The sequence below is a fragment of the Thiorhodococcus mannitoliphagus genome (genome assembly GCF_010915725.1).
Taxonomy (GTDB): Bacteria; Pseudomonadota; Gammaproteobacteria; order Chromatiales; family Chromatiaceae; genus Thiorhodococcus; species Thiorhodococcus mannitoliphagus.
In genome coordinates this window covers 1-12,346 of the sequence record NZ_JAAIJR010000144.1, presented here as the reverse complement: position 1 = coordinate 12,346, position 12,346 = coordinate 1, and the positions used below count along the sequence as shown (strand labels likewise).

5 protein-coding genes are annotated in these 12,346 nt (G+C 63.8%); 1 reads left to right on the top strand and 4 read right to left on the bottom strand.

Annotated elements, in window-relative coordinates; genetic code table 11:
* Window positions 1–163: 163 nt before the first annotated feature.
* From G3480_RS22175 to G3480_RS22160, 4 genes are all read right to left on the bottom strand, one after another.
* Complete coding sequence (locus tag G3480_RS22175) at window positions 164–2,449, bottom strand: putative bifunctional diguanylate cyclase/phosphodiesterase (RefSeq protein WP_164656176.1); 2,286 nt, start codon at window positions 2,447–2,449, stop codon at window positions 164–166.
* Entirely contained in the window at window positions 2,433–4,208 is a 1,776-nt protein-coding gene (locus G3480_RS22170; protein WP_164656174.1) for a hybrid sensor histidine kinase/response regulator, read from the bottom strand. The genes G3480_RS22175 and G3480_RS22170 overlap by 17 nt, the downstream gene beginning before the upstream one ends.
* A 686-nt stretch (window positions 4,209–4,894) precedes the next feature.
* Complete coding sequence (locus tag G3480_RS22165) at window positions 4,895–6,727, bottom strand: hybrid sensor histidine kinase/response regulator (protein WP_164656172.1); 1,833 nt, start codon at window positions 6,725–6,727, stop codon at window positions 4,895–4,897.
* Window positions 6,708–9,893 carry a chemotaxis protein CheB gene (locus G3480_RS22160; protein WP_164656170.1) on the bottom strand — a complete coding sequence of 1,062 codons (3,186 nt, stop codon included), beginning with the start codon at window positions 9,891–9,893 and terminating at the stop codon, window positions 6,708–6,710. The genes G3480_RS22165 and G3480_RS22160 overlap by 20 nt, the downstream gene beginning before the upstream one ends.
* 597 nt (window positions 9,894–10,490) lie before the next feature.
* Here G3480_RS22160 and G3480_RS22155 point away from each other — a divergent pair.
* A complete protein-coding gene (locus G3480_RS22155) occupies window positions 10,491–11,750 on the top strand; it encodes a hemolysin family protein (RefSeq protein WP_164656168.1) in 1,260 nt (419 codons plus the stop codon).
* Window positions 11,751–12,346 lie beyond the last annotated feature (596 nt).

The window sequence follows — 12,346 nt, the reverse complement described above, 5'->3', positions numbered from 1 at the left end:
GCGTCGATCATCGTCTCGGCCAATCGTCTTCTGTAGGGTGGACAAGCGCAGCGCAGTCCACCAACGCCGACGCGGGATTCGGTGGACTTCGCTCTCGCTCGTCCACCCTACCGGCCCAACTGATGACCAAGGCCGAAAGGGGGAAGCTGTTGATGGACACTTTCTAAAGGCGCTGCTGATACCAACGCACGAATTCGGCCCCTGACATGGGCTCGCCAAGGTAATAGCCTTGGGCCCAATCACAGTCGCGCTCGCGGATGAAGCTCAGATCGGATGCGCTCTCGATGCCAACCGCGGTGACTTGCAGCGCCAATGCACGACCGAGGTGGATGATGGTGTCGAGGATCGCAGGCGAACTCTGTGCGATGTGGAGCCGCTGGACGAGGACACGGTTGATGCTCAGGCCGTCCAGCGGCAGGTCTCCAAGCTCGCAGAGACTGGCGCAGCCGAGGCCGAAATCGTCCATCACCAGCTTGACCCCCAAGGCCTTCAGCTTGTCGAGCAACTGGAGCGAGACATCGCGGTTCTCCAGCAGGGTGGCCTGGCTCATCTGCAAGGTGAGCAGCTGCGGATCGGCAGCGGTCTCGCGGCAGATCTCGGTGAGTTCGTCGATGAACTTGGGGTGATAGAACTGGCGGGTCGAGATATTGACCGAAATGGGCATGCTCGACAGCCCCGCTTGTTGCCAAACGACCTGCTGCTGGAAGGCTTCTCGGAGCACCCAGTGGCCGAGATCGTGGATCAGATGGATGGATTCCGCCACCGGAAGGAAGGTCTCTGGGGGGATGGGTGTGCCCTCCGGCTGCGGCCAGCGCAGCAACGCCTCGACACCCTCGACGCGACCGCTGTCGACATTCAGCAGCGGCTGATAGACCAAGCACAGCTCACGCTGCTCAAGCGCTTGGCGCAGCCGCTGCTCCATGATGCGGGCAGCCTCGACCTGGCGATTGAGCGCCGCGGTGACGAACTGATAGTGGCCGGGACTGACCTTCTTGGCCTGATACATGGCGATGTCGGCGCGCTGCAGCAATTCGCCGAGTGTGTCGCCATCTCGTGGAAAGAGGCTGATGCCGAGGCTGGCCGTGCACTTGAGCTGCAGTCCGCAGATGTCGTAGGGAGGGGACAGCGCGGCGATGACCTTCCGAGCCATATGTGCCGCCTCGTCGGCATCGCGAATCCTCGAGAGGACGACGACGAATTCATCGCCTCCCATGCGGCAGACGAGGTCTTCCTCGCGGAAGGTGGCGCGCAGTCGGCTTGCTGCGGCCTTAAGGACTTGGTCCCCCGTGTCGTGCCCGTGGAGATCATTGATGGCCTTGAAGCGATCCAGATCAAAGAAGAGCACCGCTAATTGCTCCCCGGCGCGCCTTGCGCCTGCGATCATGTGCTCCGCGAGCTGGTCGAGCAGGATCCGCGCCGGGAGTCCGGTCAGCGGATCGTGCTGCGCTAGGCGCACTGCCTGGTCCTCGGATGCCTTGCGGCGGGTGACGTCCTGATGCACCAAGAGGAGCTGATCGACCTGGCCTGCAGTGTTCAAGGTGGCCTCCAAACGGGTCTGGAGCCAACGGTATCCGGAGTCGGAGTCGCAGATCCGGTACTGAAGCTCGTTCGCGCTCTGGGGGTCCTCGACGAAGGCGTGAATGCTGGCGAGGATCCTTGGGCGATCCTCAGGGTGCAGCATCTCGGCCCATTCGGCGAGCCGCGTCGGTGTGCCGCGCGCGGGCGTCGCAGGCGAGGGCTTGCCGTCCGAAGCGACTGAGATGCGGTCGCATTTGGGATTCCACTCCCAGAAGGTCAGCTCGGCGATCTCCGTGACCAGCCGCAGGCGGGCTTGGGCTTCGAGCAGTGCCAACTCGCCCTGCTTGCGAGCCGTGATGTCGATCAGAATGCTTTGCCAATAGGGACAGCCGGATGTGGTCTGCGGCGCAAGACTGGTCTCCACCATGACCCACAGGGTCTGATGGTCGGCGTGCATGAGCCGCAGCTCGCAGCGTTGTCGCTCCTTTGTCGATCGCAGCGCAAGGCGGCAGCGGTAGTGGATATCCTGATCCTCAGGATAAATGAAGTTTGACAAGGACTGACCGACCAGCGCGGCGCGCGGCTGATCGAGCAGGCTGGCGGCGGCCAGGTTGGCCTCTTCGATCAACCAGGCTTCGCTGAGCGTCAGATAGCCCACCGGGGCTAGATCGTAGAGGTCGAAATAGCGTGCTTTGGATGCTTCCAGCTCCGCCTGGGCCCGACGCAGCTCTTCGTTCTGGATCTCCAGCTCGATCTGATGGACAAGCAGCTCGTGAAGCAGGCGCACGGCGTCCTCGGGCGCGCTCGTCTCGGTTGGCGTGGACCGCTGGCGCAATCGATCTTCGGCGTGCCGACGCAGTCCTTCCGGGTCGTTCAGGGTCTCCGTCGGGTGGTTGTCACTCGGCCTGGGGGCGTCATCGGATCCTTGCATGAGGCGTCTCTGTGGTGGTGGCGCTCTTGTTCGTGGATGCGGGTCCTGGTCTGCCGCCGAGCCATTCAATCAGGGTCTCGGAATCGAGCGGCTTGGTGAAGTGCGCGTCGAAGCCGAGATCTCGGGTGCGGTCGATATCCTTGGCCTGTCCCCAACCCGTCAGGGCCGCTAGGCGCGCTGTGCGTCCGGGCGCGGTCGCGCGCAGACGCCGCGCTACCTCGAAGCCGTCCATGCCGGGGAGGCCCAGGTCGAGCAGGATGAGGTCCGGCCGGAAGCGCTCCACCGCGGCGAGGGCCGCGGGGCCGTCAGCAGCCCATTCCACCTCTTGGCCCAGGAGCCCGAGGAGGAGGGCGCAGCTGTCGGCGACATCGGGATCGTCCTCGACCATGAGGATCCGTTGCGCCGGCAGATCGGGGGGCTGCGCGGCCGACGCCTCCCCAGCGGCCTGCCCAGGCTGATAGGGCAGGCGGATGCGGAAGGTGCTGCCCTGACCGATCCCAGGGCTCAGCGCCTCGAGGGTTCCGTCGTGCAGCTCGATAAGACCCCGCACCAGGGGCAGCCCCATCCCGAGGCTACCGCGGGAGCGCGCCTGACCGGCGTCGAGCTGCGCCTGGGGCTCGAGCAGGCGCCGCAGTGCGCTGGGGTCGAGCCCCGCGCCCTGATCGCGCACCTCGAGCGTGGCGCTGCCCTCGGCGAGGCTCAACTCCAGATCGATGCGCGCGCCGCTCGGACTCTGCTCGCTCGCGTTGCGCAGCAGGTTGACGATGGCTTGCGTGAGTCGCACGCTGTCGGCGCTCAGCACCAGGGGCTGCAGCGGCAGCGCGACATCCAGGTGCTGGCCGCGCACCTCGAGCGTGGCCTGAATCTGCTCCACGGCGTTGGTCGCGCACTCACGCAGATCGCAGGGTGCGCGGTCGAGGCGAATGGCGCCACGATTGATGCGCGAGAGGTCGAGCAAGTCGTCCACCAAGCGGCCCAGGTGACCTGACTGACGCTGCAGCATCTCCGCCATGGGCCTGAGCTGGCTCGACGCCTGTCCCTCGGGACGGGCGAGCACCTCGGCGATGTGGCGGATCGCGGCCAAGGGATTGCGCAGCTCGTGGCCGAGCAAGGCCAGGAAGTCCTCCTTGCGCGCGGCCTCCTCGCGCTGCAGCGCCTCGAGACGCTTGTGGGCATCGATGTCGTTGATGACCACGAGGTATTGCAGGGAACCGGTCTCGGGCTCCTGCTTCAACGAGAGTGCGAGCGCGATCCAGAGGCTGGCGCCGTCTGCTCGCCGCAGGCGCAGCTCGCAGCGCTGCAGCGATAGCGCCGAATTCAGCCGCCGCCGGGCCTGATGGTAGATGTCCTGATCCTCCGGCATCAGCCAATCGGACAGCGGCCGGCGCAGCAGTTGCTGGCGCGCCGTGTCCAGCAGCTTGGCGGCGGCGAGGTTGGCTTCATGAATCAAGCCGCGCTCGGTCAGGGTGATGTAGCCGACCGGCGCCAGGTCGTAGAGTTCGAAGTAGCGTGTGCGGGAGGCTTCCAGCTCGGCCTGCGCGCGGCGCAACTCTTCGTTCTGGATCTCCAGCTCGATCTGATGCACGCGCAGCTCATGATCGAGGCGTGCTTTATCGTGCGGGGTAGGGGATCCGTCCGCGTCGATACTGAGGTCGGACAGCTGGAGTTCAGCGCGCTGCCGCAGCCTTGCGCCGTCATCTGTCGATGGCGGCTGGGCGGCTGCCGCTGGGGGGCGTTGAACTCGGTCGATCCTTGCCATGAGACGCTCTCTGCATTAACGGCGTTGTCGAGCGATGGCGTTCGAGCTGCCGCGTGAGATGTCGTCGAGCAACTTCTCCCCTAGGTTGGGCAAGGCGCAGCAAGCCTATCTTGTCAGCGTCGAGGTTCGAACGATGGGAACGTCCGCCCAGGTTCGGTGCTTTGATACAGCGACCAAGCAGGCAACCCCTTCAGCTTAGGGCATCGGGACGGCAACCTCTGTCCGGGAAAACACCTAGTAAGGATTCAAAAATAAGTTATGCGACTTAAAATTAACGATATAAGACTTTAAATTATTGTTTTATATTTATATTATTTTTAAAGCAAAATTCATGCAAAAGACAACATAAATATTGAATCTTTACCTGGCGAGGCTTCGCCTCGGACCGACGAGTCATGCCATCGGGGTCGCTATCGGAATCGGGGTCGCTATCGTCGGTTCGATGCCGATGCCGATGCCGACCTCGATGCCGATGCCGATGCCGATGCCGACCTCGATGCCGATCCCGATACCGACCTCGATGCCGATGCCGATACCGACCCCGACCTCGATACCGACCCCGGCGGTCTTGGATGGTCGGAGGCTTTATCGAAATTTGACGCATCTGCAAGCATTTTGCGCCCTCAAGGATTCTAGTTCCCCTCGCCGCTCATGGTGCCGCAGGGTCAGCGCGGTGGCTCAGCCCATCAATCCGGCTCAGGCAGCCAGCGCAGCAGTGCCGCGTAGAGCTTTTCGGGCTCGACCGGCTTGGCGAGGAAGTCGCTCATGCCCGCCGCCAGGCATGCCCGGCGATCCTCATCGAAGGCGTTGGCGGTCATGGCGAGGATGGGCAGGCGTGCGCGGTCCGGCAACTGGCGAATCGCACGGGTTGCATCCAGACCGTTCATGACCGGCATCTGCATGTCCATCAGCACCAGGGCATAGTCCTGAGTGCGCACCTTCTCCAAGGCGATCTGGCCATTGTCCGCCGTGTCCAGGTCGCAGCCGATGGCCTCGAGCATGTCCGTGGTCACGAGCTGATTGATCGGCTCGTCGTCAACCAGCAGCAGACGGCAATGGGCGAAGCGCAACCTGAGGGCCGCTTCCGAGAGGTCTGAGACGTCCGGCGCGGCGGGCGGCGCGACCTCGTTGCGCCTCGGCTTGCGCAGGCGCGCCCGGACCCAGAAGCGACTGCCCCGTCCCGGATGGCTGATGACGCCGACCTCGCCCCCCATGCGCTCAGCCAGGCGTTTGACGATCGCCAGTCCAAGGCCCGTCCCACCATGGCGACGGGTCATGGAATCGTCGGCCTGCGTGAAGGGTTGGAAGATCCGTTGCTGATCGGCCTGGGTGAGGCCGATGCCCTGATCCTCGACCTCCAGGCGCAGGCTGACCGCTGCGCCCTCGTCAGCCTCGAGCATGGCCCGCAGCTTGATCGGGCCATGCTCGGAGAACTTGATGGCATTGCCGGCGAGGTTGAGCAAGATTTGCTCGAGACGAATGGGGTCGCCGATCAGCTCCCTGGGCAGCGCGGGATCGACCTCGCTGACCAAGGTGAGCCCCTTGGCCTTGGCTTGTCCCTCCAGCAGCCCGATGCATTCTTCGATCAGCCCTTGCGGTGAGAGGGGCAGGGCGTCGAGCGACAGGTGGCCGGCGTCGATCTTGGAGAGGTCGAGGATGTCTTGGATGATCTGCAGTAAGTGTGCGGCCGCGGCGCCGAGCTTGTGCAGTCGGTCCCGGGCGTGGTCATTCGTGACTTCCTTCAAGAGCAGGTGGTCGAGCCCGATGATGGCGTTCAGCGGGGTGCGGATCTCGTGGCTCATGTTGGCCAGGAAGCGGCTCTTGGCCTGATCGGCGGCTTGGGCCGCCGCGAGCGCCGTGCTCAGCGACGCGGTGCGGGCGGCGACGAGCGCCTCGAGGTGGTGCCGATGCTGTTCGAGTTCCGCCTCGCCGTGCTTGCGGGCGCTGATGTCACTCAGGATCGCCCGCCAGAGGGGCTGCGCCGTCTCTGGATCCTGCGCGAGACTCATCTCGATCTGTACCCAGCGCGATGCGTCTTGCGTCTGGCCAAGACGCAGCTCGCAGCCTTGCGGAGTGCCGGTTCTGTGGAGTTCGCCGCGACACTGGTAGAAGCCGTCCTGGTCCTCGGGGAGGATGAAGCCGGACAGCGGCTGCCCCACCAGCTGCCCGCGCGGCGAGCCGAGCAGGGTGGCCGCGGCGAGGTTTGCCTCTTGGATGAATCCCTGTTGACTGAGGGTGAGGTAGCCGACGGGGGCGAGATCGTAGAGGTCGAAATAGCGCGCCTCAGACGCCTGCAGCCTCGCTTGGGCGCGGCGCAGCTCCTCGTTCTGGATCTCCAACTCGATCTGATGCACACGCAGCTCGTGGACGAGCTGTTTGGCGTCATCGAGCGCCAGGTCCTCGAGCGATGCATCTGCGCGTAGCCGCAGCGCCTGCTCGGCCTGCTCGCGCAGCTCCGGGGCGGCTGCGGACGCGGGCAAGGCGTCCTGGTGCCGCCCTTCATGCGTCGCTTGGATCATGCTTCCCTCCGGGGGACGCTGATGTTGCGGACTTCGAGGGGGCGTCCTTGGCCGTGGCAGGTCCTGCTGTGAGGTCTTCGAAGGCGAGCAGAATGGTGCCAGTCTCGCCGCTAACGGGTGCGAGGCGTCGGGCGTTGAGCTGCATGACCCGCCGGCCGAGCTGGGGGAAATCCTGCTCGATGCGATAGTCGTCGAGGCTTGCCCCAGGTGCCTTGAGATCCCTGAGCAGTTGGCGCAGTGCCGGGCTGTCCCATTGGCCATTGCCTAGCTCGAAAAGCGATTTGCCAAGCGTCTCTTTTGGGCTCTGCTGGAAGTGGCGATAGAAGGCGCTGTTGGCTGAGACCAAGGCGCCCGTCGCGTCCAGGACCAGCAAGGGCTCGCGCACCGCGTCCACGATGCCTTCGGCGAAGGCGCGGGCGGTCTGCAGCTCTTGCTCCATCTGCTTGCGGCCAGAGATGTCGACGAAGGTCATGACAGCGCCCTCGATGACGTTGTTCAGGGTGCGATAGGGACCAATGCGCATCAGGAACCAGGTGTCATCCTGCGCCTGGACGACCTGCTCATGTGGGACCAAGGTTTGCAGGACTCGATGGACATCCTCTACGAAATCAGTATAGCCCACGAGATTGGAGACGAGATCGCCCACCGATCGACCGATATCACTGGGAATGAGCTTAATGATTTGGGTCATGGCTGGCGTGAAGCGGCTGATGCGCAGCTGGTCATCGACGAAGAGCGTGGCCACCCCGGTCCCGGCCAGCAGGTTGTTCATGTCGTCATTGGCACGCGAGAGGTCGGCGACCTTGGTTTGGAGTTCGGCATTGACCGTGGCCAGCTCTTCGTTGACGGATTGCAACTCTTCCTTCGAGGTCTCCAACTCCTCGTTGGTGGACTGAAGCTCCTCGTTGACGGACTGCATCTCCTCGTTGGTCGATTTCAGCTCCTCGTTGGAGGTCTCCATCTCTTCCAGCGTGGTTTGCAGGTACTCGTCCTTGCCCCGCAGCTCATCCTCCAGCTCGGCGATGCGCCGCTCGCGTCGAGCCTTGCTGGTTGCGGCATCCGCGTCTGCAGTCGCATCCTTGTCCTTGTCCTTGTCCTTGTCCTTGTCCGCAGCCGCGTCCTCGGGGGCTGGCATCGGGAGCGCTATGGGCGCCAACTCAAGGACCACCAGATAGAGATCCGCACGGTCCTTCTGGCCGCGCAGGCTGGTCTGTACGGGTCTGATGGTCAGGTCGACGCGTGCGTGATCGCCATTCGTCTTGACCTTGAGTCCAGGGAGCGCGACCACGTCCTGGCTTGTGACCGCGCGCTGCAGGGCCGTGGTCAAGGGACGGTGCAGCCCCTCGCGTGCCATCTGGAAGATGTTCATGGCCGCCGTGCCGGAGGCGGGCTCGAGGAACTGCCCGGTGCGCCCGTGGATGTAGCAGATCTCACCTCTGGCATTGGTCAGCACGCCGACGGCGTTGAAATGCTGAAGGAGTGTCATCTCCGTCAAGGCGCGCAGATCAGTGCCGTCCGCCGCTGGCTCAGGTGCGGTCAGGTTGACGGACTCGAGCGCAAAGCGGGGCTGCGCGGGGAGATCGCCGAGGCTCGGCGGCGCGCCGCTGCTGCTGGGGTCCAACCGGGCGTAGAGCTTCCACTTGCGGTCTAGCGGCGTAAAGAGCGTCAGGGCGTCGCCGATGGTCTCCGAGCTGCCCAGGAAGAGCACGCCGTTGTGATTGAGCGCATAGTGAAACAGTGGTATGAGCTTACGCTGCAGTGCCCCGTTGATATAGATCAATAGGTTGCGACAGCTGATGAGATCCAGTCGTGAGAAAGGTGGGTCGCGGATCAGGTCTTGCTCGGAGAAAACAAGCAGATCGCGAATGCTCTTCTGAATACGGTAGGTGCCGGCGTTCTGGTCGAGCGTGAAGTAGCGACCGAGGCGCTCGGGCGAGATGTCGGCACTGATGCTGGCCGGATAGATGCCGGCGCGCGCCTGCGCGATCGCCTGCGCGTCGACGTCTGTGGCGAAGATCTGGATCTGGGTGCTCTGTTTGAGCGCTGCGAGGTGCTCATGGATGAGGATGGCGATGGAATAGGCCTCTTCCCCGGAAGAGCAGCCGCAGATCCAGACCCGCACCGTCTCGCCCGCCCGCTTTCCGGCGAATAGGCGTGGGATGACCCCGGTCTCCAAGGCGGCAAAGGCCTCGGGGTCGCGGAAGAAGTTGGTAACACCGATCAGCAGGTCGCGGAAGAGTGCTTGAATCTCACTCGGCTCGTGCTGTAGATAGCGCACATAGCCCTGCTGCTCCTCGATCTGGTGCAGGGCCATGCGACGCGCGATGCGGCGCACCAGCGTGCTCTGTTTGTACTGCGAGAAGTCGTGCCGGGTCGCATCCCGCAGCAGCAGGCAGATCTTGGTCAGCGTGTCCTCACTCTTGGCGGCCGGCGCCTGCAGGCTCGGCGTCTTGCCGAAGGCATGCGCCAGGTAGGCGATGAGCCGCGCGGGCATCTCCGCCGGCGGCAGAATGACGTCCGCCAAGCCGGTGGCGATGACACTGCGCGGCATGCCGTCGTAGGCGGCGTTGGTCGGGGTTTCGACCATGACCAGGCCGCCCTCGCCCTTGACCGCGCGCGCCCCCAAGGTGCCGTCACTGCCGGTGCCAGAGAGCACGATGCAGATCGCCCGCTCTTGCTGGTCGCTGGCCAGGGAGCGAAAGAAAAAGTCGATCGGCAGCCGCAGTCCGCGCGGCGCAGCCGGCTCCAGCAGGTGCAGTTTGCCCTTGAACAGCGCCATGTCCATGTTGGGCGGGATGATGTAGGCGCAGTCCGGTTGCACGGTCACGCCGTCCTCAACCTCCTGGACGTGCATCGTGGTGTAGCGCTTGATCAGGTCGGTCAAGATGCTCTTGTGATTGGGCGCCAGATGCTGAACCAGCACGAAGGCCATGCCCGTCGCGACACGATGAGGGATGGCTGAGAAGAAGGCCTCGAAGGCGGCGAGACCGCCCGCCGAGGCGCCGATGCCGACGATCGGGAAGCGGGCTGGCTCTGCTGGCCCTGGCGCTGGCTCCGTGCCTGGGCCGGTGGATGCGGTGGCAGCGGATGTCGAGGGCTCGGCGTGCTCGGTCGCCGTCGTCATGGGGGCTCCGGAATCTCCGTCGGAGTTGCTGGTATTGGTCATGGTCTCTCTCCGACTGGATGTCTCCGCGCCGATCTTGGCCACCGCTTGCAGCAGGGCCATGTCTTGTGAGCCGAGGTGCTCTGCGGCGATCGCTTTGGCTGTTAGAGGCTGTCTGAATATTGTGATCGCCCGAGCTGTAGGGGCGAATTCATTCGCCCTCCCGCCAGTGCCAAGGGCGACTAAAGTCGCCCCGAGGTTTTTCAGACAGCCTCTTAGGGGTGGCTCTCGCCGCGTTTCAGACACTTGAGGCGATGCGTGGGATGCGGCGGGCACCGCGAACCGCATTGATCGCCAAGGATCGGGTGCGTGCCTCACTGCATCCTACCCGAGGCGGCTCTTTCCCGTGCGTCGAAGGGCTTGAGTGAGCGGTCAAGTTTGTACGAGCCGTGGTGTCTTGGCTATCCGGATGTCCCCCTGCCGTGGGTGACTGCGCCGATGGGCGCTGCTCCCACAGACGGGGAGCGGCGTCATCGAACTTGGGTCGCCCTCCAGATATCCGCTTGTTACTGTTGTGTTACGATCGCGCGCACCGGGCAGGGATCGGCTCAAGCATGCCGACGCGCCGCCGCCCGACTTCGCAGAGGATGATAGCGCTCTTTGGCCGAGCTTTTGATTTTGCTCATTCTGCTGGTGCTCTCGGGCGTCTTTTCAGGCTCGGAGACGGCGCTCGTGTCGATCTCACTCGGCCGTGCCGAGGCATTGGCCAAAGAAGGCCGGCGCGGCGCCGCGGCGGTTTATCGGCTCAAGCGCCATCCGTCGCGCATGCTGATTACCATTCTGATCGGCAACAACGTCGTCAATATTGCCGCGTCCGCGATGGCGACGGTGCTGGCGACGCGCTGGCTGGGGCACTTCGGGCCGGGTGTGGCCGTCGGCGTGCTCACGATACTCATTCTGATCTTCGGTGAGATCACCCCGAAGAGCCTGGCGACGCGCTATGCCGAACGCATCTCGCTCATCATCGCGCCCCTGCTGGTCGCCTTCATGCGCGCCATCTATCCCTTGGTGTGGATCTTCAATGAGCTGACCAATCAGGTTCAGCGCCTGTCCGGCGCTCAGGCCGATCCCATGATCACTGAGGCCGAACTCATCAGGATGATGGAGCACGGCGAAAAGGAGGGGACCATCGAGTCGGACGAGCGCGAGATGATCGAGCGCGTGTTCAGGCTCAATGATCTGAAGGCCGGCGACGTCATGACGCCGATGCGCGGCGTTTTCACGCTCGATGGGCGCCGCTCGCTGGACGAGCTGTTGCCGGAGGTCATGCAGCGGCCCTACTCGCGCATTCCCCTGCATGGCGCAGACTCCAACGAGATCCTCAAGGTGCTCTTCCTGCGAGACCTCTTCGATGCCGTGGTTGCTGGACGCACCGGGAGCGACGCCCTCAGCATCGGACGCACGCCGCTGTTCGTGCCGGAGAATCAAAAGATCGACGTGCTCTTGCCATGGCTGCGGCGGGAGAAACAGCACATGGCCGTGGTCGTCGACGAGACCGGCTATCTCCAGGGCGTGGTCACTTTGGAAGACCTGCTGGAAGAGCTGGTCGGCGAGATCTACGACGAGGTCGACGAGCTTCCGGATCAGACGATGGTGCTCGCGGAAGGGCGCATTCTGGTGGACGGTCACGTCGAGCTGCGTGTCGTCGAGGAACTCCTCGACATCGAGCTTCCGGGCAAGCCGACCGATACCGTGAGCTATTGGATCCTGTCCTTTACCGAGCGGATTCCTTTGGAAGGCGAAAATCTCAGGCTCGATGGGCTCGATATCTGTGTGCAGAGCGCTTCGGCGCGGCGTATTCGCCAGGTCGCGATCAGCCGCCAGTCTGACAGCGCCGCTGAGTCTGAGCCCCAGAGCTAGAATGCTTGAGGGCGTAAAATGCTTGCAGATGAGTCAAATTTCGATGAAGCGTCCGACCATCCAAGGCCGTCGCTATCGGTATCGGTATCGGTATCGGTATCGGTATCGGTATCGGTATCGGTATCGAACCGACGATAGCGATCCCGATTCCGATAGCGATCCTGATGGCATGACTCGTCGGTCTGAGGCGAAGCCTCGCTAGAAAGTGTCCATCAATTGTTTCCCGATGCGAGCGATGCCGCACGAAATCCCCCCTAGCCCCCCTTTGCGAAAGGGGGGGAAGTTGTCGATGGACACTAGTCCCCCTTTGCGAAAGGGGGCGCGTCGATCATCGTTTCGGCCAATCGTCCTCTGTAGGGTGGACAAGCGCAGCGCAGTCCACCAACGCCGACGCGGGATTCGGTGGACTTCGCTCTCGCTCGTCCACCCTACCGGCCCTAGAAAGTGTCCATCAATTGTTTCCCGATGCGAGCGATGCCGCCCGAAATCCCCCCCTAGCCCCCCTTTGCGAAAGGGGGCGCGTCGATCATCGTTTCGGCCAATCGTCTTCTGTAGGGTGGACAAGCGCAGCGCAGTCCACCAACGCCGACGCGGGA